24 protein-coding genes are annotated in these 23,741 nt (G+C 66.9%); 10 read left to right on the top strand and 14 right to left on the bottom strand.

Translation table 11 applies throughout. The features are described from left to right. Positions 1–137: 137 nt before the first annotated feature. The 5 genes from G1H10_RS30320 to G1H10_RS30340 form a co-directional block, all read right to left on the bottom strand. Positions 138–1,670, bottom strand: a complete 1,533-nt coding sequence (locus G1H10_RS30320; RefSeq protein WP_163745023.1) for an AMIN-like domain-containing (lipo)protein — start codon at positions 1,668–1,670, stop codon at positions 138–140. A 99-nt stretch (positions 1,671–1,769) separates the two neighbouring features. Further along, positions 1,770–3,272 (bottom strand): amidohydrolase, encoded by a 1,503-nt coding sequence (locus G1H10_RS30325; RefSeq protein ID WP_163745024.1) that lies wholly within the window; start codon positions 3,270–3,272, stop codon positions 1,770–1,772. Between the two features lie 77 nt (positions 3,273–3,349). After that, complete coding sequence (locus G1H10_RS30330; RefSeq protein ID WP_163745025.1) at positions 3,350–3,553, bottom strand: hypothetical protein; 204 nt, start codon at positions 3,551–3,553, stop codon at positions 3,350–3,352. Positions 3,554–3,583: 30 nt separating this feature from the next. Then, positions 3,584–4,180, bottom strand: a complete 597-nt coding sequence (locus tag G1H10_RS30335) for a hypothetical protein (protein WP_163745026.1) — start codon at positions 4,178–4,180, stop codon at positions 3,584–3,586. Between the two features lie 76 nt (positions 4,181–4,256). Further along, positions 4,257–6,584 carry a rhamnogalacturonan lyase family protein gene (locus tag G1H10_RS30340; RefSeq protein ID WP_163745027.1) on the bottom strand — a complete coding sequence of 776 codons (2,328 nt, stop codon included), beginning with the start codon at positions 6,582–6,584 and terminating at the stop codon, positions 4,257–4,259. A 250-nt stretch (positions 6,585–6,834) separates the two neighbouring features. Between G1H10_RS30340 and G1H10_RS30345 the strand changes: the two genes are divergently transcribed. Together G1H10_RS30345 and G1H10_RS30350 are read left to right on the top strand one after the other, a co-directional pair. Beyond that, on the top strand, positions 6,835–7,353 hold the full coding sequence (locus tag G1H10_RS30345) for a sigma-70 family RNA polymerase sigma factor (RefSeq protein WP_163745028.1): 519 nt from the start codon (positions 6,835–6,837) through the stop codon (positions 7,351–7,353). Continuing rightward, entirely contained in the window at positions 7,350–8,456 is a 1,107-nt protein-coding gene (locus G1H10_RS30350; RefSeq protein WP_163745029.1) for a hypothetical protein, read from the top strand. The genes G1H10_RS30345 and G1H10_RS30350 overlap by 4 nt, the downstream gene beginning before the upstream one ends. 66 nt (positions 8,457–8,522) lie before the next feature. On the opposite strand, the gene G1H10_RS30355 is transcribed toward G1H10_RS30350, so the two are convergent. From G1H10_RS30355 to G1H10_RS30380, 6 genes are all read right to left on the bottom strand, one after another. Next, a complete protein-coding gene (locus tag G1H10_RS30355) occupies positions 8,523–10,907 on the bottom strand; it encodes an ATP-binding cassette domain-containing protein (protein WP_163745030.1) in 2,385 nt (794 codons plus the stop codon). A 173-nt stretch (positions 10,908–11,080) separates the two neighbouring features. Further along, positions 11,081–11,491, bottom strand: a complete 411-nt coding sequence (locus G1H10_RS30360) for a VOC family protein (RefSeq protein WP_163745031.1) — start codon at positions 11,489–11,491, stop codon at positions 11,081–11,083. 5 nt (positions 11,492–11,496) lie between these two features. Beyond that, complete coding sequence (locus G1H10_RS30365) at positions 11,497–11,946, bottom strand: helix-turn-helix transcriptional regulator (RefSeq protein WP_163745032.1); 450 nt, start codon at positions 11,944–11,946, stop codon at positions 11,497–11,499. A 92-nt stretch (positions 11,947–12,038) separates the two neighbouring features. Continuing rightward, a complete protein-coding gene (locus tag G1H10_RS34855; RefSeq protein ID WP_163745033.1) occupies positions 12,039–12,581 on the bottom strand; it encodes a CGNR zinc finger domain-containing protein in 543 nt (180 codons plus the stop codon). Between the two features lie 276 nt (positions 12,582–12,857). Further along, a complete protein-coding gene (locus tag G1H10_RS30375) occupies positions 12,858–13,685 on the bottom strand; it encodes an LLM class F420-dependent oxidoreductase (protein ID WP_163745034.1) in 828 nt (275 codons plus the stop codon). Positions 13,686–13,774: 89 nt separating this feature from the next. Then, positions 13,775–14,218, bottom strand: a complete 444-nt coding sequence (locus G1H10_RS30380; protein ID WP_163745035.1) for a YdeI/OmpD-associated family protein — start codon at positions 14,216–14,218, stop codon at positions 13,775–13,777. 141 nt (positions 14,219–14,359) lie between these two features. Here G1H10_RS30380 and G1H10_RS30385 point away from each other — a divergent pair, with 141 nt between their 5' ends. Continuing rightward, on the top strand, positions 14,360–15,238 hold the full coding sequence (locus tag G1H10_RS30385; protein ID WP_163745036.1) for a hypothetical protein: 879 nt from the start codon (positions 14,360–14,362) through the stop codon (positions 15,236–15,238). A 175-nt stretch (positions 15,239–15,413) separates the two neighbouring features. Here the strand turns inward: G1H10_RS30385 and G1H10_RS30390 are convergent, their stop codons facing one another. The 3 genes from G1H10_RS30390 to G1H10_RS30400 form a co-directional block, all read right to left on the bottom strand. Then, positions 15,414–15,929 carry a pyridoxamine 5'-phosphate oxidase family protein gene (locus tag G1H10_RS30390; RefSeq protein WP_163745037.1) on the bottom strand — a complete coding sequence of 172 codons (516 nt, stop codon included), beginning with the start codon at positions 15,927–15,929 and terminating at the stop codon, positions 15,414–15,416. A 192-nt stretch (positions 15,930–16,121) separates the two neighbouring features. Then, positions 16,122–16,493, bottom strand: coding sequence for a hypothetical protein (locus tag G1H10_RS30395; protein ID WP_163745038.1), 372 nt, complete (start codon positions 16,491–16,493; stop codon positions 16,122–16,124). Positions 16,494–16,531: 38 nt separating this feature from the next. Then, a complete protein-coding gene (locus G1H10_RS30400) occupies positions 16,532–16,900 on the bottom strand; it encodes a hypothetical protein (RefSeq protein ID WP_163745039.1) in 369 nt (122 codons plus the stop codon). Positions 16,901–16,955: 55 nt separating this feature from the next. Here G1H10_RS30400 and G1H10_RS30405 point away from each other — a divergent pair, with 55 nt between their 5' ends. The 7 genes from G1H10_RS30405 (at position 16,956) to G1H10_RS30435 (ending at position 23,685) form a co-directional block, all read left to right on the top strand. Continuing rightward, positions 16,956–17,387, top strand: a complete 432-nt coding sequence (locus tag G1H10_RS30405) for a GNAT family N-acetyltransferase (RefSeq protein ID WP_163745040.1) — start codon at positions 16,956–16,958, stop codon at positions 17,385–17,387. Between the two features lie 390 nt (positions 17,388–17,777). Further along, positions 17,778–18,137 carry an MmcQ/YjbR family DNA-binding protein gene (locus tag G1H10_RS30410; protein ID WP_163745041.1) on the top strand — a complete coding sequence of 120 codons (360 nt, stop codon included), beginning with the start codon at positions 17,778–17,780 and terminating at the stop codon, positions 18,135–18,137. 490 nt (positions 18,138–18,627) lie between these two features. Continuing rightward, positions 18,628–18,978, top strand: coding sequence for a YciI family protein (locus tag G1H10_RS30415; protein ID WP_163745042.1), 351 nt, complete (start codon positions 18,628–18,630; stop codon positions 18,976–18,978). Beyond that, positions 18,962–20,191: an RNA polymerase sigma factor gene (locus tag G1H10_RS30420; RefSeq protein ID WP_163745043.1), complete on the top strand. Its 1,230-nt coding sequence runs from the start codon at positions 18,962–18,964 to the stop codon at positions 20,189–20,191. The genes G1H10_RS30415 and G1H10_RS30420 overlap by 17 nt, the downstream gene beginning before the upstream one ends. 79 nt (positions 20,192–20,270) lie before the next feature. Further along, entirely contained in the window at positions 20,271–21,668 is a 1,398-nt protein-coding gene (locus G1H10_RS30425) for an MFS transporter (RefSeq protein ID WP_163745044.1), read from the top strand. A 48-nt stretch (positions 21,669–21,716) separates the two neighbouring features. Continuing rightward, the gene (locus tag G1H10_RS30430; protein WP_163745045.1) at positions 21,717–22,436 is read left to right on the top strand and encodes a DUF899 family protein; all 720 of its coding nucleotides are present in this window, start codon (positions 21,717–21,719) and stop codon (positions 22,434–22,436) included. Between the two features lie 346 nt (positions 22,437–22,782). Beyond that, entirely contained in the window at positions 22,783–23,685 is a 903-nt protein-coding gene (locus G1H10_RS30435; RefSeq protein ID WP_163745068.1) for an arginase family protein, read from the top strand. Positions 23,686–23,741 lie beyond the last annotated feature (56 nt).

Genomic DNA, 23,741 nt, shown 5'->3' on the forward strand with positions numbered 1-23,741 from the left:
CCGGTTCAAGCAATGGCGCGGGATCGCCACCAGATACGACAAGTACGCCCGCACCTACCACGGCGGCGTCCTCCTGGCCGCCACCATCATCCTCGCCCGGCCATGAATTAGGAGACACGCCCTAGGCGCGGGGTGGGCTACTCCGGGTGCCGGACGTCGACGATCAGGTCGTCGCCGAACTCCTGGACCCGCATCGGGAACTCTCCCCGAACGCCGATGGCCCAGGTGAGGACACCCTCGAAGTCGCCTACCCGGACAATCTCTGTGATCGCCGAGGTGCCTGTACCCGGTAGCCGGTCCGGTCCGGTGTAGGTCTGCTCGGCGTCACCGGTGCGCTCGCGCCCGGACGCATGCTCCATCCGCACCAGGATGGTCGCGTCGCCGCTGACGTCGACGACACGGCCCGATCCAGGCTCCTCGACCGGACCGTCGACGTACGACACCTCGTATCCCGGCACCTCGTCGCCGCGGAACCGGAACGCGACCCGGTCATATCCGGCGTGCAGCCCGCTGTCCACCGCCGTCAGCAATTTGACGTCGTCCGTCGGGGCAGCGCTCTCCGGAGCGGTGTTCACCTCTGGTAGCACCGAGGTGGGTTCGCCCCGGGCGTCCAGCACGGTCACCATCCGCCCGTCGGACGTGTAGCCGATGACGTGTTCAGTCTCGGACTGCCCGATCGGCATCGCCCATCCACGCACGTCAGCAGAGGCGACCTCGGTTGGGCGGAAGCCAGCCGTGCCCGCCCCTTCGGTACCGGCGAGGATGCGCGCCAGCCCGGGCGCGGCGAAGCCGCCGATCGCTCCGTTCCCGCCCGGTACGTCGAGTCGACCCACCGAGAGCCGACGGTCCGCGTCGGGGGCCCAACAGGCGGGATCGCCTTCGTCGCCGTTGGCCCGGGCCACCAGGCACAGCTCCGACCCGGAACGTACAGCGATCACGGCAAAGGGCTGTTCCTGGCTGTCATAGCGGGCAACGACCGTGCGCTCGCCGTTCGCGTCGTTGTCCCCGCCGTCTTGTCCATCGGTCTCACCGTCGCCGTCCGGCGACGCCGGCTCGGCGTTAGTAGGTGCAGGTTCCGCGAAGTCCAGATGCTCGATCATCCGGTCGAGCACCTGTGTCGTCGATTCGAAGTCCTGATCCGGACGTTCATGGGTGGAGGCGATCAGTGCACCGTCGGCTTGGTAGATCACCCACACGTACGCCAGGGTGCCCTCGTCCAGCAGCCCTTCGCCGGTCGCCTCGTGCAGGACGGCTACTGCTTCCCGGTCGGCGACGGTGGCGGAGTCGCGCGAGCGAACCCGTCCGAAGGACTCGGACGACGACGCGTCCTCGAAGGTCACGTCACTGCGGTTGAACACGATTGCAGCGTCCGGTTCGGTCCCCTCCTCCGGCGTGACCGGCTCCGGATCGAAGAGGGAGCATGCCGCGACCACGTCGCCGGGGTTCGTGTGCCAGTCGTCCGGGTAGGCGACCGAGTACCCGGCTTCGCCGTTGACGCAATCCTGCAGCGCACGCGTCGGCCCGGGACTCGATGTCGGCGACGAGTCGCTGCTGGCCGTGTCCGTCGGCCCGGGCGAAGCGGTCTCGTCCGGGGTCGGTTCCGGAGTGTCCCCGGCATCATCGTCCGCGTCGCCGCAGGCTGCGACCGCGAGCACCGCGACCGCGCTCATCGCTCCGACTCTCCGCAGACCGCGTAACCGATGATCCTGCATACAGCCCCGGTATCCGGACCCTGGGTGCGCGAAACGGGTACCGGCTCAGGCCGCGGCTCATGAGTTCCGGCGGATTGAGAAGTCACACCAGGTGAAACGACCGGCCAGCAGCGTCGCCGTGACCGGCATCCGGCGGAGTTCGTCCGGCGAACACGCGAACGGGTCGCGATCGACGACGACGAGATCCGCAGGATCCCCGACGACGACACCGGAGCGACCGCGGCTGCTGGCGGCGAGAGCGACGCCGATCGGCAGCCGTTGCTCGGGGTGCCACGGCGCCCGGTTGTCCCGGCTTCGGCTCGTTGCCGAGGCGATGGCCTGCCAGGGATCGAGCGGCGCCACCGGAGCGTCGGATCCAAGACGCAATGTCGCGCCGGCCGCGTGCAGCGACGCGAACGGGAACGCTCGCCCGGTACGCCCGTGCCAGTAGCGCTCGGCGATGTCCCGGTCGTCCATCGCGTGTTCTGGTTGCACGCTGGCGACCAGCCCGAGCGTCGCGAACCGGGCGACGTCGTCCTCGCGCAGCAACTGGGCGTGCTCGATGGCGCCGGTCATACCCAGGTCTTCGAACGTATCGAGCACCTCGGTGTTGGCCCGGTCTCCGATTGCGTGCACCGCGGCGCCGATGCCGTTGGCGCCCGCGCGCTGCAGAAGCGCGCGCAGTTCCTCGACCGGAACGCTGGACACTCCGCAGGCGTGCGGCGCGGCCGGGTCCAGGCCGGGATACGGGTCCCAGCACAGCGCCGTGCGGGTGTTCAGCGAACCGTCGACGACCACCTTGAGCGGACCCATGGTCACCAGCCCGGACGGTTCGAGGTCCATCCCGGTGCGCAGCCCTGCTGCGATCGCGTCATCCAACCGGTCCGGCCACACCGATGCCTCGACCCGCAGCGTCCGTACACCTGCGCTGACCCGTGCCGGCCACTCGGTCGCATTGTCCGCGTTCTCGAAATCCACAATCCCGACGACGCCCCGACGCGCAGCCGCTTCGGCAGCCTCGCGGTATGCGTCCACGGGCATTGTGCTGCGCATCCGGACACGGTCGAGGGCGTCGATCCACTCCGTCTCGCGCACCAACCCGGACGGCGGCGGCTCGACCTCCAGCAGCTCGGCTGCGCGCGTGTTCAACCATGCGCAGTGCAGATCGCTGCCGATGAGCACCACCGGCACGGACGGTGCCACGGCGTCGAGGTCGGGCAACGACGGTGTGTCCGGCCAGAGCGCGTCCCGGAACCCGTAGCCGGTCAGCGATTCACCTTCGGCGAGCGACGACTCGGCGAGTGCCGACCGGACGAGGCCGAGTGCTTCGGCGGCGCTGCGCGCACCGGAGAGGTCGAAACGTCGACGCTGCTCGACCCATTGTGTGAAGTGGACGTGGCAGTCCCACAGCCCGGGTCCGACGAAGCGCCCGTCGAGCCGGATCTCGTCCCGGCCGGTTCCGTCGAGCGTGCCCGCAGGACCGATCTCCGCGATGCGACCGCCACTCAGCAGCACATCGCGCGTGCCGTCGGCGCCGAACGGGCGGGCATCCCGGAGGACGAGATCAGGCGTGTCGCACATGGTGCTCCCTTCGGGTCAAGGCCGCCACCAGCGTAGTCGGCGGTCGACCGTGGTTGGCTGGTGAGGCGTGCAGTTGATCAGGATGACCCGCCGCTGGCGATGCCGCGCCTGGCCCGCTCCCCACGCAAACCCCTCCCCTGGTTGATCGCCTGTTGCGAGGCGTCGACGTCGACCTGCTCACCCACCTGCGCCGCGAACACCGCTGCCATGAGCTTCTCCAGCACCGCGAACAGGTCGACACGTTCCGCATCGTCCACCGCACAGACAGCCCTCGAGCCCATCCGACTCTTCTGACGCTGAATCGGTTCCTCTCAGCATTCGCGCTCCACATGAAGCTCGATCGGCCCCAAGACTTCGCGCGATCGGCCTCCGTCGTCGGCATATGCGATCCGGACCCGGTCTATCGACGCGACCGCATCGTCCAGCTTGAACACGGTGGCGAGCACCCACTCCTCCCCCGGTTCGATGGTCTCGCCCACCGCGGGCCGCCGCGCGTCCCACGCCTGCGATTCTTCGGCATCCCGGGGCGGGCGGCCTGATCCGTTGGCGGGTTGAAGTGTGGTCGTGCCGTCCTGACCGGGAGTGGGAATCTCCAGAAGGGCCGCCTCGACTAGCTCCATTCCCACCGGATTGACGGCCGTGACCGCGCTGATCGTCACGGACCGTTCCCCAGTGTTGGTGATGATCTCGTTGTTCAGCGTCACCCACGGGCTCCTCGTGAGGGCGTCACAGACACCAAGCACCGCTCCCGGTTCGTCGAGTTCTTCTATGTCCTCGGCCACCGCACCGGTGCCTCCACCGAACACCAGCTCGCCCCTGTCGCCCGAGCAACCCAAGACAGCCAGAACGATCAGCATAGGCGCCCAGACCACCAGTCGGCGGGTCATCTCGAGGTTCGGCCTCGGCACGCGCGGGACTCCGCGATTCCCCTCCAGCGTCACTGCTGAAGCATAGCCATGCCGACTCCGGCGCACACTGAAAGCGTTACCTCCTCGCCCCGGTGGCAGGCTCGAGAGCCGGGCTGCCCGCGTACGAGATATCCGGGTGAGGCGGCGTCGTCATGCCGTCGCCGAGGAAGTAGTCGACGTGGTGGGACTGCATGTACCCCTTGAGCGTCATGGCGTTGCGATACGCAGGGTTGTGCGCGAGCGTGTACAGGCGGGTGTCGGTCGGGTGATCCGTCGTGAAGATGATCAACTCGTTGTAGTCGCCGTTGGCGTACACTGCCTCTTCCCGCCAGTCTCCGAGGATGTCGCCGACGAGGGCCGGGTTATTGCGCGGACCATTCACTGCTCCGTAATGCCAGACGCTCAGCAGCCGCGGCAGCGCATTGGTCGGGGTCGGGTTGTTCCAGTCCCACTTCTCGAACTTGCCGTCGTTGAGCAGCTCCATCAGGATGTCACCGTCCCACCACAGGCCCAGTTGCGGCCACGGCTGCAGCGAGGTGTCCGGTTCGGTGAGCTGGTTCGATGGCGCGTTGTAGAGACCGTCGAAGGACCAGACCTCCATGCCCGGGAACCTCGGGTCGATGTCACCGGCCATCCCCCGCCCCACGTCGGGTGATCCGGATCCGGCATGCTGCCAGATCATGGCACCGTCGCTCGGGTCGTAGTAGTACTCGCGCAGACCGCTCGGATTGTTCTGCTGGACCGCGAATCCTTCGAGGCCCGGCCGGCTCGGATCCATGTCGGCGATGTGGAATCGGTCGCCGTGCACGATGCCCTGCGGGCCCAATGAGTAGCGCAGGCTGCCGTCGCCGTCGAGCACGAATCCGATCTCGGCGACCTCGTCCGTGCCGTCACCGTCCACGTCGATGATGCGGGTGTTGTGCCCGTCCGGCGCATCCTGGTTGCCGCGCAGCCACTTCCACTCCATGCTGACGTCGCTGCCGTCGAAGTTCCAGGCGGTCATCATGAGGTTGAAGCCGCCGTTGCCGACCCGGTTCTTCATATAGGCCACCAGACTCGGCGTCGACCCGTCCAGATAACCCACGCCGAACCGGGCGTACATCGGGCCGTCCGACAGGTAGTCCGTGGGCACCTGAGCAGAGTCGCGCATCGCGCCCGTCTGCCCGTCGAGAATGGCGACGAACTGGTGGTTGTCATCGGGGTGGCTGAATGTGGTTCCGTCTCCGAACGTGACACCGTTGGCGATGCGCAGCGCGACCTCGGCCCGCCCGTCGCTGTCGAAGTCGTAGACAGTCACGCCGTCGTTGTGACCGACGTCGATGGTGGACGAGCCGCCCTCGATGTTGTTCCGGTCCGTGCTGTTCGGCCCCATGTCGACCTCCCAGAGGAGTTGTCCGTCTCTGGTGTAGGCCTCGATCTTCTGGTGCGGGGAGGCGTGCCGATCCACCACGAACTCATACTCGCCGTCGCCGGTGAGGTCACCAACCCACGCGTAGTCGATGCGGGCGCCGTGACGCAGCGGGACCCGGACCACGGGCTCGGTGTCGTTGTTGGCGGGCAACGTGAACGCCCCGCTCGGCGGCTGCTCCGCCCCGTCGACCACGGGACGCACCCGGTAGGTGTTCGACCGGCTCAGGTCCGCGGTCGAGTCGACGAAGTTGGTGCCCCCGGTCAGGACGCTGGAGTTCAAGCGTACTTCGGCTCCCCCGCCGGTGGACCGGTACACGTTGAAGCCGATGCCGTCCGGGTCCAGCCCCAGCAACCGCCAGCTCACCAGCACCTCGGTGCTGCTGGAGCGCACCGCTACTACCCCACGATCAAGGTTCTCCATCGGCCCGGCATCTGGCTCTGGCTGTGACGATCCGTCGTCGACCTCGATCAGCTGCCACTGCTGGTTCGCGCCGCCGGTGTCGTCGTACTGGGAGATCCGAGCGCCGTCGGCGGTGGACCGCTCCCACACATCCAGCACCTTTCCGCTGTGCCGGTTGACGAGTTTCACGTATCCGCCGTCCGTATCGAGGGCCTCGAACTGCTGGTTCGGCCCGCCGTTGCCAGCCCACTGGACGACCTGTGCACCGTTTTCGGTCGATCTCTCGAAGACGTCGATGACCTTGCCACTGTGCCGGGCCATCAACCGGTAATGGCCGTCGCCGACATCGATGAACCTGAACTGCTGGTTGGGCGCGTCGTGGCGGGTTTGCTGGACGATCTCGGCCCCGTCCTCGACGGAGGCATCCGCGACCTCGATGGCCTTGCCACTGTGCCGGGACTCCAGCACGTACCAGGCGCCGGTGTCGATATCCGCCGCGTGAGCGGCGGACGACACGACGACCACCATCGCAGCCACCATTGCGAACGCCCCGGCGACCAACGCCGCGATCGAGGCTCTCGACCATCTCGTCATCATGACCTCCCTGGCATGGACAGCAAGCGCTTTCCGGCAACGTGCTGCATCATTGGTTCACGGTCAACGGATCCGGACAAATGCGTGCACACTACTGCGCATGACCGTCGCCCAGCCGTCAGCTGGGTCTGCCTAGACTGCGACCCATACTGCGACGTGTGCGCCGACGAGGTACCTGATCGAAGGGCCAAACGCGTGATCTTGTGCCAGTCCCCTAAAGGATCCAGGGGGTGCTGTGCGTCTTGAGGGCATGGGCGACGAGAGATCAGACGGCGGTCACGACGGATTCGACGACTGGTACGTACAAGCCTTCCCGCAAGTGCGCGGCGCGTTGGCGCTGGCGATCGGGGACGCCGACCTCGCCGAGGAAGCCGCGGCAGAGGCGTTCACGCGAGCGCTGGTGAGCTGGCGCAAGGTCCATGCACTGGACTCACCGACGGGCTGGGTCTACGCGACCGCGCTCAATCATGTCCGGTCGACGCTGCGGCGGCTACGGCTGGAACGGCGACATCAGCAGCGCCTACGTGCCGGGCCGAGGTCGTACCAACCGCCGCCGGAACCGGAGCCGGCGCTATGGCGCGCCGTCGCGGAGTTGCCGCCGCGGACACGCGAGGCAGTCGCGCTGAGATACGTCGCCGACCTTTCCGAAGCCCAAGTAGCAGCCGTCATGGGAGTCAGTGCTGGAACGGTAGCCGCGACGCTGCATCAGGCGCGCCGGCGGCTCGCGCAGATCCTGGCTGACGACGTCGACAAGGAGCGGACACGATGAGCACGATCGGTGACGAGAAACTGGCAGAGCTGCGGTCGATGGTGGAGACACGCCCCGCTCCTCCGCCCGCAGAAATCCATGCACGCGCGGCGACGCTTCGCCGGGTACGACGTCGCCGCCGGATCGGCGTAGCGACGACGATCGGGGTTGCCGGACTGGTGACGGCCTCGATCGCGGCCTTCTCGCCATCCATTGACCAAGACGGCGAAACGATCCCCTGGGTGCTCGGTGCGCCGCCAGCGAGCGCCGCCAGCACCAACTGCCACTACTTCGGCGGACCTAGCGACCTCCTCGAGCCCACCGACGTCCGTGCCGACCTGGTGTACCTGCCGCCGGACGGCACGGTCGACGCCCCGCTGCAGACGGTCTCGGCGACCGAAACACAGGTCGAGTGCCCGTTGTCGGACCTGGACGCCGTCGGTTTGCGGCGCGATGCAGAGGGCAACGTCGAAGCGGCTATCTCGGTGTACGGACCGACGCTCGGCCGGTACGAGCCGGTGGATGGTCGCTCCCAGGAAGTATCGATGCGCGAAGGTAGTGGCTACCTGCTGACTTGGGACGAGTCCGCATCGCAACTGGCACTCAACTGGTCCGAGGACGGCTCGTGGTGGGCGGCCCAGGCAGTCGGTCTGGACGCGGATGAGCTATTGGACGTGATGGAGGCGATCCGCATCGACCACGATCAGGTCGTCGCGTCGTCGTTCCTGGACGGTTTCGAGGTGGTCGTTCCGCAATCCCTGGTCGGGAAGGACGTGCACGAGTGGAGCGTGAGCTACGGCCGTCCAGACGAAGAGCCGCTGCTCAACCTCATCGTGTCGAGCGCGACAAGTTCCCCGGCTGAGGCCAGGGTGGTCTCGGTACCCGGCGCCATCCCGGCCGAAGTCGTGGCCGATGACCCGTCGGTCTCGGGGTTCGGGGTCTTCGAGCCGTCCGTGGCCGGTGCCAGCTCCCTGAGCTGGGATACACCCGACGGGCGCCGCTTCGAGCTGCAATTCACCGGCGACACGGGCCTTGGGGAAGCGCTGGACATCGCCGAGTCTCTCGGTCGCATCTCGACGAGCGACAAGCACATCACCGACGCATGGCTACACCCCGAGTACTGAAGGTGGCGTGTGCGCGTCGGGATGGGCTCGTCGTCGCCTCACCACCCGTCCGGTCCGACGCTCCGCTCAGCTCTTGACGTACTCGGCCAGATGCTCGCCGGTGAGGGTAGAACGGGCGGCGACCAGGTCGGCCGGGGTGCCCTCGAAGACGATCCGCCCACCATCGTGACCGGCACCGGGACCGAGGTCGATGATCCAGTCCGCGTGTGCCATGACCGCCTGGTGGTGCTCGATGACTATCACTGATTTGCCCGATTCGACGAGTTTGTCGAGCAGGCCGAGCAACTGCTCCACGTCGGCGAGGTGCAGGCCCGTCGTCGGCTCGTCGAGGACGTAGATACCGCCCTTTTCACCCATGTGTGTCGCCAGCTTCAGCCGCTGCCGCTCGCCACCGGACAACGTGGTCAGCGGCTGGCCGAGGTGCAGGTATCCCAACCCCACGTCGTCCATGTGCTGCAGGATCTTGTGGGCGGCCGGTGTGCGTGCGTCGCCGGCACCGAAGAACTCCTCGGCCTCGGCCACCGACATCGCGAGCACCTCGCTGATGTCCTTTCCGCCGAGCGTGTACTCCAGCACCTCTGCCCCGAACCGCTTGCCGCCACAGTCCTCACACGGTGTCTCCACGGTCTCCATGAAACCGAGCTCGGTGACGATGACACCGGCACCGTTGCACGTCGGGCAAGCCCCTTCGGAGTTGGCGCTGAACAGCGCCGGCTTCACGCCGTTGGCCTTCGCGAACGCCTTGCGGATCGGTTCGAGCAGCCCGGTGTACGTCGCCGGGTTGCTGCGTCGCGAACCCTTGATAGCGCTCTGGTCGACCGTCACGACGCCCTCCCGCCCCGACACGGAGCCTTCGATCAGGGAGCTCTTGCCCGATCCGGCCACACCCGTCACCACGACCAGCACCCCGAGCGGGATGTCGACGTCGACGTTCTGCAGGTTGTGCGCATCGGCGCCGCGCACCTCCAAGGCGCCGACCGGCTCGCGCACCGTGTCCTTGAGCGCGGCGCGATCGTCAAGATGGCGGCCGGTGACCGTGCCGCTTGCCCGCAATCCTTCGATCGTGCCCTCGAACACCACGTCCCCACCCGCGGAGCCCGCGCCGGGGCCCAGGTCGACGACGTGGTCGGCGATCGCGATCGCCTCCGGCTTGTGCTCGACGACCAGCACGGTGTTGCCCTTGTCGCGCAGCTGCACGAGCAGGTCGTTCATCCGCTGGATGTCGTGCGGATGCAGCCCGATGGTCGGCTCGTCGAAGACATAGGTGACGTCGGTCAGCGACGAGCCGAGGTGCCGGAGCATCTTGATGCGCTGCGCTTCGCCGCCGGAGAGTGTGCCCGAGGGGCGATCCAGGCTGAGGTAGCCGAGGCCGAGCTGCACGAACGAGTCGAGGTTCGCACGCAGCGCCGACAGCAACGGAGCAACCGAGGGTTCATCGATGCCGCGTATCCACTCGGCGAGGTCGGTGATCTGCATCGCGCAGACGTCGGCGATGTTCTTGCCGTCGATCTTCGACGACCGGGCTCCCTCGTTCAGCCGGGTGCCGCCGCATTCCGGGCAGGCGGTGAACGTCGCCACCCGCTCGACGAAGGCCCGGATATGCGGCTGCAGCGATTCGATGTCTCTGGACAACATCGACTTCTGGATCTTCGGGATCAGTCCCTCGTAGGTGACGTTGATGCCCTTGGCCTTGATCTTGGTCTGCTCCTTGTAGAGGAAATCGTGCAGTTCTTGCTCGGTGTAGTCGCGGATCGGCTTGTCCGGGTCCAGGAACCCCGACTCGGTGAACGTCTGCACCATCCAGCCGTCGGCTTTGTAGCCGGGGACGGTGATGGCTCCCTCGGAGAGCGACTTGGACTCGTCGAAGACCTGGGTGAGATCGACGTCGGAGACTGAGCCTCGGCCTTCACAGTTCGGGCACATGCCGCCGTGATAGACGGCGTCGCGGACGACGGTCTTCTCGCCCGTGGACGAGGTCATCACCCCGCTCGCCTTCCGCGCCGGGACGTTGAAGGAGAACGCGATGGCAGGCCCGATGTGCGGCGTCCCCAGCCTGCTGAACAGTACCCGCAGGATCGCGTTGGCGTCGGTGACGGTACCGACGGTGGACCGGGGGTTCGCGCCCATCCGCTCCTGATCGACGATGATCGCGGTGGTGAGCCCCTCGAGCAGGTCGACATCGGGCCGGGCGAGGTTCGGCATGAAGCCCTGCAGGAAGGCGCTGTAGGTCTCGTTGATCAGCCGCTGCGATTCGGCGGCGATGGTGTCGAACACGAGCGAGCTCTTGCCCGAACCGGAGACGCCGGTGAACACGGTCAGCCGGCGCTTCGGGATCTCGACGCTCACGTTCTTCAGGTTGTTCTCGCGCACGCCGTGCACGCGGATCATGTCGTGACTGTCGGCAATGTGCGGCGCAGCCGGCTGCGCGTCCACGTTGGTGGTCAAGCTCATCGTCTCTCCATCTGATACCCGGGTGCCTTCGCCGTGTGGTCTCGGCGTCGCCTGCCTCGATCTAACCATTCTCGAGGTCATGCACGGACCCGCGCACGCAGCTGATCCCGAGATGCGCGATCTCGGGGTCAGCCGTGCGTGGCTTCGCCGGCATACGGCGCGGGTTGAACGGATCAGGTCAGTTGCTGAATGCGCACCGTGTTGCCGGCGGGGTCGCGGAAGGCGCAATCGCGGGCGCCCCACGGCTGGTCGGTGGGCTCTTGCATGACTTCGGCGCCGCTGGCCTGAACCCGATCGAAGACTCCGTCGACATCGTGGGTGGCCAGCATGATGGCGGCGTACGTCCCCTTGGCCATCATCTCGGTGATGGTGCGCCGTTCCTCGTCGGTGATGCCGGGGTCGGCTGCCGGCGGCGTCAGCACGATGTTCATCTCCGGCCGGCCCGGAGGCCCGACGGTGATCCAGCGCATCCCGTCGTATCCGACGTCCTTGCGGACCTCGAAACCGAGAGCGTCGCAGTAGAACGCCATGGCGGCGTCCGGGTCGTCATGCGGCAGGAAGCTCGCGTTGATGATGATGTCCATGGCAGTCACGCTAGTTGCGGGTGGGTGACCGGCGCTTCTCGATTCCTGATCGGTCTGGTCACCTGCTTCGCCACGCATGGCGGCATACCCGCGGTCACACGCGTCACCTGCTGCCGATAGGTGCTGGGTGGCACGCCGACCAGCTCGGTGAACCGGGTGCTGAAGGTTCCCAGCGACGAGCAGCCGACCGTGAAACAGACCTCGGTGACGCTGAGATCGCCGCGTCGCAGCAGCGCCATCGCACGCTCGATGCGCCGCGTCATCAGGTAACTGTAGGGCGACTCCCCGTAGGCCCGTCGGAACATGCGGCTCAGGTGTCCGGCCGACATGTTCACACCGCGTGCCAGCGCCTCGACGTCCAACGGCTGCGCGTATTCGCGATCGATACGGTCGCGGACCCGGCGCAGCAGGACGAGGTCACGGAGGTGCTGAGCAGCAGCAGGATTGCCGGTCACGTATCACATGCTGCCACGGCCCGACGGAAGTTGCCTAGCGCACCCGTGCCCGCGCCTGCGCATTCGCCCGCCCCTACGCCCGGAGCCCGACCCTACGCCCGCGCCCGCGCTCGGGCCCGGTGTCGCCGAACCGCTGCCCTGTTTGCGCATCGGACGGAGCAGTACTGCTGACGTCCGTTACGGGTGATGTCAACGACGACGGCCGTGCACGGATCCCCGTGAGCCTGTCCTGCAGCGCATCGTCTGAGGCGATGCATGCCCCGGGTGGTGAGATGGAGTGCCGTGCCCACGCTGATGATCGCGAGGAGCACGTCCGGCAGCGACTGATGTTCATCGCGATAGTGCAAGTGCCAGCCTTCCTCGTGGTGATTCGTCAGCCGCGGGTACGCGGCGGCAGCGGCCATGTGAGCGTTCAGGAGTGAGGCCCGCTCCTCCGGGTCTGCGGCGTCGACGACGGTCAGCCAGTCGTCGATCACCCGCCGGGTGCGCGGGTGATCGTCTGGTGCTTCGGGGAACTCCATGGTCATGCCGAACCGGCGCATCCGTGCGTCGATCCCGCGGCGATCCGCGGGCCAGTCGTTGGCCAGTGACGCGGCGAGTAGCACCGCATACTCGCCGTAAGGGTTGAGATGCACAACGCCATTACATCACGCTGGGCACATGACATCTCCCGAAGTTCACGATCAGGACGCCCGGACTCAGCCACCTGGACTCCACGAGCACGGGTGGCTGGTGGAGTCGAGCCACGCGACCTCGGAGGGGCGCGTGCTGTACGTACGCTGTGACCGGTGTGGAACCCTGCGTGTCGATCTCCAGCACCACATGCACCTTCCGCCCGTCGCGCTCAGCGTGGATGTACGTTCGGCGCGGCACGGCCATGAGCCGACCGGCGGACTCCGGCATTGTGGGGTCTAGGTCAGCAGGACCTCGGTGATGGCACGGTATCCCGACATCGGGTCCTCCCCAAGCGCCTGGACACATACGTGGTCGGCTCCGGAGTCCAGATGCGCGGTGATGCTGCCCGCCACCGCGTCCGGCTCGCCGTGCGGGGCGAGCGCGTCGATCAGCCGGTCGCTGCCGCCGCCCGCCACGTCGTCGTCGGTGTAGCCCAGGCGCCGAAGGTTGGTCACATAGTTGGTGAGCCGCAGGTACGGGTTGCTCACGGCCCGCCGGCCCAGTGCCCGGGCCCGGGCGGCGTCGGTATCGACCACCACCTTCTGCTCGGGTGCGAGCAGGGCCTCGGCCCCCATGAGCTCACGCGCCTGCCTCGTATGCTCCGGCGTGGTCAGATACGGGTGCGCCCCGGCGGTGCGCTGCCCCGCCAGCCGCAGCATCTTCGGCCCCAGAGCGGCCAACGCCCGGCCGGAGGCGGGAACGCCGTGCCGGTCGAGCTCGTCCAGGTAGGCGACCACCGTGTCGTACGGACGTCGGTACGCGCCGGTCGCCTCGGGATGGCCGATCCCCACGCCGAGCAGGAAACGACCCGGGTGCCGAGCCACGATGCGGTGATAGGACTGTGCTGCGGCGCCGGCGTCGACAGCCCAGATGTTCACGATCCCCGTCGCCACCACGATGTTCTCCGTGGCGTCCAGAAGCTCCTCAGCGAGCCGGAGATCCCCGGGCGGAGAACCGCCGATCCAGATCGCACCGTACCCGAGCCGCTCGATCTCGACGGCGAAGTCGCTGTCCAGAACACCCGCCCGCTGCCATATCCCGATAACACCAAGATCGACACTCATGCCACACCATAACCACGTCGACGACGGCAGTAATTCCATCGTCCGCGAACCGACGCCGAACCGCCAGATCCGGAATCGACGCCGGTGTCTCACGAACTCAGTGCGGCCAGCACCTTCTGCACTCGGCGGTTGCGTGTCTCTTCGGTTTTGGCATCCAGGATGGACTCAGCATGCTGACGCTGCTTGCTGTACGACAGGGCAGCCCAGGCCTCGGATGCCGACGGGTTGTCGGCGAGGACTTCGGCCAGGGCCTCAGGCACCTCGACTGTGCGTGGGGCATCGTCCACCTCAAGAGTCACCTCGACCTCGTCACCAGCGCCACGGCCGGTCGCCGCCCGGGTAGCGGCGTTGAACGAGATCAGGAATCTCCCGCCCATCGAACTGATGGTGTTGCGGTAGCTGTACTCGCCGTCGATCGTCACGACCACCGGCACCCGCTTTCCGCGCCCGAATCCGAGCACGACGTCTTCCGGCACGACGATGCCGACGTTATTACCGCCGCTCGCCCACAGGGTCGTCCTGAACGTAGCCATGAACGTCTCCTCAGTCAGATCAGTGTGTAAGAGGTGGACTCGGGCAGAAGGCGATTCTCATCGCGGCGGAGAGGGTGACATTCCTGTGCAGGTGGCTGAACCCTACGCTCGGCCGATCGCGGCCGTGGCACTCTGGATGCCATGACCGCGACGACCGACGTACGGAGGTGGCTGCGGACATCTCGCGACCCCGCGATCCGCCACCTGGCGGGCGACGCATCCGCTGACGTCTTGGCCAGCCCGCGGGTCCAGACTCTGTTGCGGTTTCCCGACACACATCCCTACACGAAATGGTGGGGAACGCATTGGCGGCTGGTCGCGTTGGCCGACTTGGCAACACCGCCCGGTACCGGCGGGTTGGACGACGGTGTCGAACGGGAGCTGTCGTGGCTCACGTCTCCTGCCCACCGACGCGGCATCCGCACGATCGCTGGCTTGACCCGCCGCTGTGCCTCACAGGAAGGCAACGCGGTGTACGCGCTGTCGCTGCTCGGCTTTGCCGGTGAACCGGCGACGCGAACCCTGGTGGACGCGCTCCTGGAATGGCAATGGCCAGATGGAGGCTGGAACTGTGATGTCCGGGAGGACGCGCGACGATCGTCGTTCCATGAGACCGTCACACCCGCGATCGGCCTGGCCGTGTTCGCCGAAACGACCGGATGCGAAGATGCCCGGGCGGCTGCGCGCGACTCGGCGCAGCTATTGCTGGAGCACCGGCTGTTCCGCTCGACCAGGACCGACGAAGTGATCCATCCCTCCTGGATCAAGCTGCACTACCCGGCGTACTGGCACTACGACATCCTGCAGGGACTCCGCCTCCTCGAACTCCTCGGCATGCTAGGCGACCCGCGCGCCACCGAAGCACTCGATGTAGTCGAACGATCGCGCCGGACAGATGGCCGGTTCAGCGGCCCCGCGTGGTGGTCCCACCGGCAACCCGACGCGGTCGACTGGGGACGCGGCCGCGACAACGAGATGCTGAACCTCCGGGCGCAGTTGCTGCTTGTCGCCGACCGCTAAGACTTCGCTGCCGCCCCGCCGCCATCGATCTGCTGACGATTTAGCGTCGTCTTGTGGAGGCCTTCAACGTGCCATGCTCGGCGTCGCTGGACCACGCGGTCGTCAAGACCGAACTTCGCCCGGCCCGCCAACGGTTCATGCGGCAGCCTCTCGCCATCTCTGCGACTGGTCTTGATCATGGACGCAGCCAAGTTTGGCGCGGCTTGTAGCCGCTGCGGCGTAGCCAGTGCTCGGTGTACAGAATCCGGTCCGGCGTAATGATCGTGAGCGGGTCGGTGGGTGGCTCGTCTAGGGACCGTCCCCGTTCGACGTGATCGCATTGCCAGCGGAAGGCCTCCCAATAGCCTTCCGCCTCGGGATCGTCTCGCTCGAGAGTACGTGCTGTGCCGAATAGCTGCGCACCGCGACTGCTGGCTTGGCCGACCAGTGGGGCGAAGATCCCCGCCGAGACTCTGGGATCACGACGCAGGTTCCGCGATTTGGGTGAGTCGTTCCAGCTGGTGTAGAAGATTTCGAACCCGAGGCTGGAGTAGCGAACGGGTGTGGCTGCCGGCGCTCCGTTCGGGTCCACGGTGGCGATGACTGCCATATTCTGGCTGGAGAGCAGGTTGAGGATTCGTTCTTCGAGGTGTTCGCGGTCGAGTTCCCCGTCGGGGGTGGGGCCTGCAAGCCAGGTGTTAGTCAGCGGCATCGCCCCAGGATCTCAGCCGCGCGGAGCTGGTCGCCGCACCAGTCTGGCAGCGCCGCGTCATCGTTGACCTGTGCCGGTCGGGCGGAAGGCGGCTGGAGAGCGGTTCAGCCCTCAGCGGCGGTGAGGGCGCGACCACGCTCCGCCGATCCGCCACACGGCGGTTGTCCGACACCGCCGGCACCAGCCTGACCGCTATGTGGCGTACAGGTCGTCGCGCTCCACGTTCAGATAGACCGTGCCGTTGTCGACGCGCTCGATCTGATCACCTGCGACGTACACATCGACAGGCGACATTGTGCGCGACGCTTTCAAGTAGCCCAGCCGACGGAGCCGTTCCGCCAGTTGGGGCGGCATGTCTGAACCTCCGGTGAAAGCTCGGCCCAATTCCTGCACCATGTCCGTGCGTTCATCCATGAGCTGCCCGGCGCTGGTGTCGGCACCCAGATCACCCATCTTGAGATCCTCGACCGAGCCAAGTTCCTGCCCGCTACGGTCGAGCACGCGCATGCCCTCGCGGACCTCCGCCATCGGGCCCGAGCGGCCGCTCTCCGATGTCCCGGCCATCGTGCGCCTCCCCCGTGCTGAATCGTGTATCGGTGCGTCTACCGGCACAGATACCCTCCGCCGACGGACGGAAACGCCACCCGCGCGGGGCGCCGACGACACTCGTGGTGTGGTGACGTTGGTGGCCTACTCCGCCGCCGCAAGGCGGAGCGCCATGTACTGCCGGCCGAGTAGCTGGATGGTGAACGTGCCCGGTAGACGTCGATCCGCTGCATGCTCGCGTGTGTGATCCATGGCTTCGAGTAGTCGTAGAAGTCCAAGCAGTTGTGGATCGAGATCAGGTGACCGGCGTGATCGTTCTCGACGACGACAGCGGGCAGGCACTCCCAGTCCTCGATGCCCTTCTCGACTGAGTACGGATGCGATGCATCATCGTCCTTGGCGATCCGCGGGGTCCACGCTGTCATGTGCGACGCTGTCGCCATGGGTGATGTTGTGGTCCGAGGGAGCACGCCGCAGGATGTGCGGGAGCTGGCGAGGCTGAAAACCGAGAGGGCGCAATTGGACCGCGAGCCACCGCGGGACGTTCAGGTCGCATTTGCGAAGCACCTCGACGACTGGATTGCCGCTCAGGGCGACGCATTGTTGTGCCGGGTTGCAGACATCGGCGGAACACTCGTCGGGATGGCCTGGATGGTTGTCTACGAGCGCGTCCCCGACCTGCACGATCGGCACAGGCTGACTGGAGACATCCAGAGCGTCTTCGTGACGGCGAAACATCGTGGGCTCGGCATCGGCGCTGCTCTCATCCAGGCGCTCTGCCAGCAGGCCGACGCACGTGGGGTGCGTCGTGTCACGGTGAGCGCCAACGATCTGGCCCTCCCGCTGTACCGGTCAGCTGGTTTCAGCCCGTCGCCACACCTCCTCGAACGCCATCATCCAGGCCGGTTGTGATCAGCTGCCCCACGGCAGCGGAGGGCTGCACGGAGCGGCGGCTGACTCCTCGAAACTCGCCGGCCCACCTGGAGACGGCGAGCTGGCCGCATCCGACAGCTCGAAACTCCGCGTAACGGGCTTCGCCCAGGGCCGCGGCGTCCGGCGGCGCACACCAGGAAGTGAGGTCTCCACCTGGGAGAACACGCGATCGTGCGGACAATTCCTATCGACCGACCAGCCCACCGGCGAACGGCAGCCCCGATGAATCCGTGTCGCGGTCGCGGTCTACCTGTGCAACGTGGCTGCGGAAGGGATAGCGATGGCCTGGACCCAGCAGGGCGAGCTACGGGCACCGGACAGAGTACGGGCAGATGGCCCGTACTGCCCGATCATCATGGGGTTCCGAGCATGGCGGTGATCGAAGACGTTCTGCCGCTGGGTACCGAACTGGAACGCTCTTACCGGGCGTACGTGCGCGGCGCGTTGAAGTTCCGCGTCGGTCAGATCGTCTATGTGGCGTTCACCCTCGACGAGAGCGTGATGGGTTTCGCGTTCCCCAAGGAGGAGCGCGCAGCCCTGGTCTCAAGCGAGCCGCACAAGTTCCAGATGCCGTCACCATCAGAGATGCGCTTCAACTGGGTCCATGCCCACCTTGCCGCGCTGGACCCGACCGAGGCCCGTGAACTCGTCGTCGACGCTTGGCGCATGGTCGTCCCCAAGAAGCTCTCCCGCGCCTACGACCTCGCCCATCCCAACGGCCCGGGCTGATCCCCCGTCGACGTGGGGAGACCGACCGGCCCAGAGGGGTCAGCGGCACTGAGTCAACCTCGCGGCGCAAGCGCCATATGAATCGTGCCCGAGACGAAGTGGGGGCAGACTCCGACCTGCCGCCCGGCACGCGCCCAGACCTACCTCGACGCACTCCGCGGACGATGATCAGCACGGATCCCCCGCCCGGGACCCGTGGGTACGATCGTCCAAGCGCCTGATCACCACCGCTCAACGACTCCTAGGCGGCCGCTCGCCTACCGCGGCCATGCTGCAGATGTCGCCCGACCGCACGCTGGCCGACATCGAGCGGCGCGGCCTGGTCGAACAGCTTCGCCCCATCACCCAGTCTTCCTGGGAAGAAGACGGCATACTCCACCAGCGACCAGGTCCTCTGTGAAGCGCCGGCGCCGAACGTTGCGGACTTAGACGCCCCGGCCGTCGGCGCAGGGAATCGGGGAGATTTCCCGGCGGTGCAATACTCTCCTCCATGAGGTATGCCTTGTTGATCTGCAATGACGAGACGATCTCGCCGAGTCACGAGGAAATGAACGCGGATCCGGTGAACCAAGCCTGGAGTGCGGATCTGGAGCGGCGTCAGGCAGAGCTTTACGGCGCGCGGTTGCGGCCGGTCGCCGAGGCGACGACGGTGAGGGTCCGCAATGGCGAGACGCTGATCTCCGATGGGCCGTTCGCCGAGACCAAGGACTTCGTCGGCGGTGTGGTGTTCGTCGACTGCGCCGATCTTGACGAGGCGATCGCGATCGCCAAGGGGCACCCGTATGCCCTGCACGGCAGCGTCGAGATCCGTCCAGTCTGGGAAGATGACCAACCCCGATAATCCCGACGATGTGGCACGGGCCGTCGATGCGGCGTATCGGGAGGAATGGGGTCAGGTCGTTGCGACGCTGATCGGATTGACCCGCGACTGGGACCTCGCCGAGGACTGCGCGCAAGACGCGTTCGCGGCAGCGCTGACAACCTGGCCGAGGGACGGGATACCGAGCCGGCCGGGTGCGTGGCTCACGGCCACGGCGCGCAATCGGGCCACTGATCGGCTGCGGCGGGATAAGGCGGGTCAGGCGAAGTTGCGGCAGCTGGCCGTGTTGGCCCGTGACGAGCCGCAGGAGCCGAACCTGGAAGAGATTCCGGACGAGCGGCTGCGGTTGATCTTCACCTGCTGTCATCCGGCGCTGCCGTTCGAGGCACGGATCGCGCTCACGCTGCGCACCCTCTCGGGTTTGACTACTCCGGAGATCGCGAAGGCATTCCTCACCACCGAAACGACGATGGCGCAACGTCTAGTGCGGGCGAAGCGCAAGATCACTAATGCCGGCATTCCGTACCGGGTTCCATCGGCCGATCTGCTTCCCGAGCGGCTGAACACCGTCCTGGCCGTCCTGTATTTGATCTTCAATGCCGGGTACGACGAACACGACGAGGCCCGGGCGCTGACCACCGAAGCGATCCACCTCGCCCGAGTCCTGGTCCGACTGATGCCGAATGAAGCCGAACCGCGTGGGCTGCTGGCCTTGATGCTGCTGAACGAGGCCAGACGGGCAACCCGTACCGACAATGGCGTGCTGGTCAGCCTCGAAGATCAAGATCGCACTAAGTGGGATCGATCCTTGATCGACGAAGGCGTCGCCGTCCTCGACCAGGCAATGGCTATGGGGAGGAGCGGGCCCTACCAGGTACAGGCCGCGATCGCCGCCTGCCACGCGACGGCACGCGACGCCAAGGGCACCGACTGGGAGCAGATCGCGACCCTCTACTCCGAGCTGGGCCGCCTGGCGCCGTCGCCGGTGGTCGAGCTCAACCGTGCCGTGGCCGTTGCGATGGCCTACGGCATCCCGTCCGGTCTCGCCCTGGTGAATGAGCTGGCCGAGTCCGGCCGGCTGGATGGCTACTACCTGCTGCCGGCGACTCGGGCCGACCTGCTCCGCCGGGCTGGTCGGCTGGCAGAGGCCAAGGGCGCCTATGAGGAGGCGCTCCGACTTGCCCCGACCGAGCCGGAACGACGCTATCTGACCCGCCGGCTGCAGCGTCTTTGAGAATTTTCGCGAGTGATGTCGATCCCTTCTCGTCCTGTTCGTCGGTGGGTCAAAACCCGACGAGACAAGGGAACGACCAATGTCACACGCACTAGCTGAAACCCAGACCCGCACCGTCGCCGCGCCGAGCCGGCGAATCACGAGAAACCTGGTGCTGGCCATGGCCTGTGCAGCCATAGCCATGGTCAGCATCGACATCGCCATCGTGAATGTGGCGTTGCCTTCTATTCAGGCAGAGTTCGGCGTCGGTCACGGCATGCTGCAGTGGGTCGTCGTCGCGTATAGCCTGCTACTCGGTGGATTCCTGCTCTTCGGCGGAAGGTTAGCCGACAGGCTGGGCCAACGGCGCGTCTTCATCATCGGACTAGCCACCTTTACTGGGGCGTCGTTTCTGGCCGGAGTGGCACAGCAAGCCGACGTGTTGATCGCGGCCCGCACTGTTCAAGGCTTCGGCGCCGCGCTGATCGCTCCGACCGCCCTCTCATTGATCGCCGTCACGTTCACCGAGGGACCCGAGCGGGAGCGCGCTCTCGGCATCTTCGGTGCCGTCGGCGGAATCGCCGCGTCGGCCGGGGTGGTCGCCAGCGGGCTACTGACAGCCGGGCCTGGCTGGCGCTGGGCCTTTTACATCAACGTTCCCACCGGACTGATGTTGATCTTGCTCGGGGCGGCTTTCGCCCCCGGTCGGACCGGCGATCGGAAGACCAGACTCGATATCGCCGGAGCGATCACCGTGACCGGCAGCCTGCTGTTGTTCATCTACGCGCTGCACCACGCCGCCGGCCACAGCTGGCTTTCCGGGTCGACGCTGGCGCTCTTTGCCGCCGCAGCCATACTGATGGTGGCGTTCGTACGGATCGAGGCCCGCGCCAAGGCCCCGCTCGTACCGGCCGCAACACTGCGCAACCGGTCCCTCATCAGCTCCAACCTGACCGCGTTCCTGGCGAGCTGTGCATTCCTCGCGTTCATCTTCATCGGCTCGCTGCTGATGCAGCAGGCGTTGGGCTACTCACCGATCGACACGGGCCTAGCGTGGCTGGCGACCACGGCCACCATCTTTCCGGTCGCCATCATCGGAGGTCGGCTTGTTGCCAAGGTCGGTCTCCGCCGACTGCTGATCACGGGACTCGTCCTCTTCGCCGCCGCCGCCCTGTGGCTGGCTCGGGTCCCGAGCGACGGGAGCTACGTGACCGACGTGCTGCCGGCGTTTGTGCTAGCCGGAATCGGCTTCGGACTTGTTGAACCCGCTCTCCAGATCGGCGCATTGACCGGGGTAGCCGAGGAGGACACGGGCCTGGCCTCCGGCCTGATCGAGACCATGCGCGAAGTTGGGGGCGCCGCCGGAGTCGCCGGGGTATCCACCGTGCTGGTGGCAGGGTCCGGAATCGGCGGATTCCACACGGCCTTCCTAATCATGGCCGCCCTCCTGGTCCTCGGCATGATCAGCGCAAGCCTGGGACACACTCGCCGCGCATGACACTCAACGATCCGCATAATCACTCCCCACTACCGACAGGAGAACACCATGAACATCGTCGATCGGGCGACCTTCGAGGCCGAACTTGATCAACTACGAGCCCGGGAGAAGGCCCACACCAGGGAGGGAGATGCAATCGCCGCGGCGCGCCGTCGCCTGCCCGTGGTCGAGGTCGATGCGAGCCTGACGCTGGTCGGGCCGGACGGGCCGACCACACTGCTCGCGGCGTTCGAGGGACGCAGCCAGCTCATCGCCTTCTACTTCATGTGGCACCATGCATCGTCGGCCGCCGACGTATGCGAGGGCTGCACGTTCTACACCGGTCAGGTCCGCGAGTTATCCATCCTGCACTCTCGCGACGCGACGTTCGCGGTGTTGTGTCAGGGCCCGTACGCCGAAAGCCGCCGGTATCGCGACTTCATGGGCTGGGACATGCCGTGGTATTCGGCGCAGGAGTCCGCGGCGGAGCTGCTGGCCGGACGCCAGGTCGGCATGTTCTACCTGGTCTGCTATGTCCGGAAGGGCGAGCGCGTCTTCGAGACCTACTCCACCAGCGGACGGGGCGTGGAGGCGATGGACAACAGCTACGGCCTACTGGACCTCTCCCGTTTCGGCCGGCAAGAGCCATGGGAGAACTCACCGGACGGCTCGCCGCAGGAGTGGGGGAACGAGTCCGGCAACCCGCACCCGTACCGGGTGGGCGGGCGGCCGATCGCACAATGGACACGGCTCTCGGCCGGTCACATGGACCCGCTGACCCAGGACTGAACCCTCTCAGATCATTCGGACGCGAGAGTGCACGTCGGTCCCCATGATCTACGCCGTTGCGCCGGTCAACGAGGACAGCCCGCCAGCCGCGTGGTGACGGCTCGTCGCCGCCGGTGATCAGCGACGTCGTGAAGCTCCAGTCGTCGCACGGGACGAACAAGAAGCTGGATTCCCGTCGTCCCGTCGTGCGAGCTGCCATCGCTGTCGGCGCAGGGCGGTAACGTCGCCCCGACATGACGGCACGTCGTCCTTCGTCCGTTTGCCAGGATCAGAACGGGTCGTGCCCATGGGCCGGCACGGAAGAGGAACGAGATGAGTTTCGGGTGCGGGAGAGGCAGGGTTGGCCATGGTAGATCGGGAACGGACGCTGGCATTGCTGGACGCGCCGTCCAACCTGGGGCTGCGGCCGCCGGCTGAAGGGCTGGTACCCGGGTGCTACAAGGCTCCTGGTGTGCTGCGCGACGCCGGGCTGCTGGACCGGCTCGGAGCGGTCGAGGCCGGCGTGGTGACCGCGGGCCGGTACCGCCCGGACTGGACGCCGGGTGTGGTCCGCAACGAGGCGGCGATCGCCGCGCACTCGCGGCGTCTGGCCAACCGGGTCCAAGCCCTGCTTCACCGACACAACCTTCCCGTGGTGCTCGGTGGCGACTGCAGCATTCTGGTGGGCATCGGCCTGGCGCTGCGACGGGTGGGACGGTTCGGCCTGGTCTCGCTGGACGGCCTCGACTACCGGCATCCGGGGAACATGCCGGATCGGGTCGGGGCCATGGGCGGGGAGAGCCTCGCTGTGGTCACCGGTCTCGGCGGGGCGCTGGCCGAGCTGGACGGTCTACGCCCCTACCTGCGGTCGGCGGACACGGTCGCGATGGGTATCCGCCCGGACGACGAGTGCGCGGACGAGGCGGCGGGCAACGGCCTTCACCTCGTCGACGCGATCGAGGTGTCGAATGACCCGGCCGCCGCGGCCGCGCGAGCACTCGACGTGGTGGAACGCGCCGACCTGGACGGATTCTGGATCCACGTCGACGCTGACGTGCTGGATCCGGAGCTGATGCCGGCGGTCGACGCCCCAGACCCGGGCGGGCTGACGTTCGACCAGCTCACCACGGTGCTGCGGGTCCTGCTCGGATCGCCGGGCGTCGTCGGTATCGACCTGACGATCTACGACCCGGACCTCGATCCGGACCTGAGCGGCGGGCGACGGCTGGCGGATCTGCTCGCAGACGTCCTGGCAGGGACGGGCCAATGAGGTCGACCTCGTGACGCAATCCGGCACCACGCGTGGGGGATCGACCGATGGCCGAT

This window comes from Phytoactinopolyspora halotolerans (assembly GCF_010550675.1).
Classification (GTDB): Bacteria; Actinomycetota; Actinomycetes; order Jiangellales; family Jiangellaceae; genus Phytoactinopolyspora; species Phytoactinopolyspora halotolerans.

Excerpts from the sequence above, each read along its gene's own strand:
- G1H10_RS30320 (WP_163745023.1), bottom strand. The coding sequence starts at position 1,670 with ATGAGCGCGGTCGCGGTGCTCGCGGTCGCAGCCTGCGGCGACGCGGAC.
- G1H10_RS30325 (WP_163745024.1), bottom strand. The coding sequence starts at position 3,272 with ATGTGCGACACGCCTGATCTCGTCCTCCGGGATGCCCGCCCGTTCGGC.
- G1H10_RS30330 (WP_163745025.1), bottom strand. The coding sequence starts at position 3,553 with ATGGGCTCGAGGGCTGTCTGTGCGGTGGACGATGCGGAACGTGTCGAC.
- G1H10_RS30340 (WP_163745027.1), bottom strand. The coding sequence starts at position 6,584 with ATGACGAGATGGTCGAGAGCCTCGATCGCGGCGTTGGTCGCCGGGGCG.
- G1H10_RS30345 (WP_163745028.1), top strand. The coding sequence starts at position 6,835 with ATGGGCGACGAGAGATCAGACGGCGGTCACGACGGATTCGACGACTGG.
- G1H10_RS30350 (WP_163745029.1), top strand. The coding sequence starts at position 7,350 with ATGAGCACGATCGGTGACGAGAAACTGGCAGAGCTGCGGTCGATGGTG.
- G1H10_RS30355 (WP_163745030.1), bottom strand. The coding sequence starts at position 10,907 with ATGAGCTTGACCACCAACGTGGACGCGCAGCCGGCTGCGCCGCACATT.
- G1H10_RS30360 (WP_163745031.1), bottom strand. The coding sequence starts at position 11,491 with ATGGACATCATCATCAACGCGAGCTTCCTGCCGCATGACGACCCGGAC.
- G1H10_RS30375 (WP_163745034.1), bottom strand. The coding sequence starts at position 13,685 with ATGAGTGTCGATCTTGGTGTTATCGGGATATGGCAGCGGGCGGGTGTT.
- G1H10_RS30380 (WP_163745035.1), bottom strand. The coding sequence starts at position 14,218 with ATGGCTACGTTCAGGACGACCCTGTGGGCGAGCGGCGGTAATAACGTC.
- G1H10_RS30385 (WP_163745036.1), top strand. The coding sequence starts at position 14,360 with ATGACCGCGACGACCGACGTACGGAGGTGGCTGCGGACATCTCGCGAC.
- G1H10_RS30390 (WP_163745037.1), bottom strand. The coding sequence starts at position 15,929 with ATGCCGCTGACTAACACCTGGCTTGCAGGCCCCACCCCCGACGGGGAA.
- G1H10_RS30395 (WP_163745038.1), bottom strand. The coding sequence starts at position 16,493 with ATGGCCGGGACATCGGAGAGCGGCCGCTCGGGCCCGATGGCGGAGGTC.
- G1H10_RS30400 (WP_163745039.1), bottom strand. The coding sequence starts at position 16,900 with ATGACAGCGTGGACCCCGCGGATCGCCAAGGACGATGATGCATCGCAT.
- G1H10_RS30410 (WP_163745041.1), top strand. The coding sequence starts at position 17,778 with ATGGCGGTGATCGAAGACGTTCTGCCGCTGGGTACCGAACTGGAACGC.
- G1H10_RS30415 (WP_163745042.1), top strand. The coding sequence starts at position 18,628 with ATGAGGTATGCCTTGTTGATCTGCAATGACGAGACGATCTCGCCGAGT.
- G1H10_RS30420 (WP_163745043.1), top strand. The coding sequence starts at position 18,962 with ATGACCAACCCCGATAATCCCGACGATGTGGCACGGGCCGTCGATGCG.
- G1H10_RS30425 (WP_163745044.1), top strand. The coding sequence starts at position 20,271 with ATGTCACACGCACTAGCTGAAACCCAGACCCGCACCGTCGCCGCGCCG.
- G1H10_RS30430 (WP_163745045.1), top strand. The coding sequence starts at position 21,717 with ATGAACATCGTCGATCGGGCGACCTTCGAGGCCGAACTTGATCAACTA.
- G1H10_RS30435 (WP_163745068.1), top strand. The coding sequence starts at position 22,783 with ATGGTAGATCGGGAACGGACGCTGGCATTGCTGGACGCGCCGTCCAAC.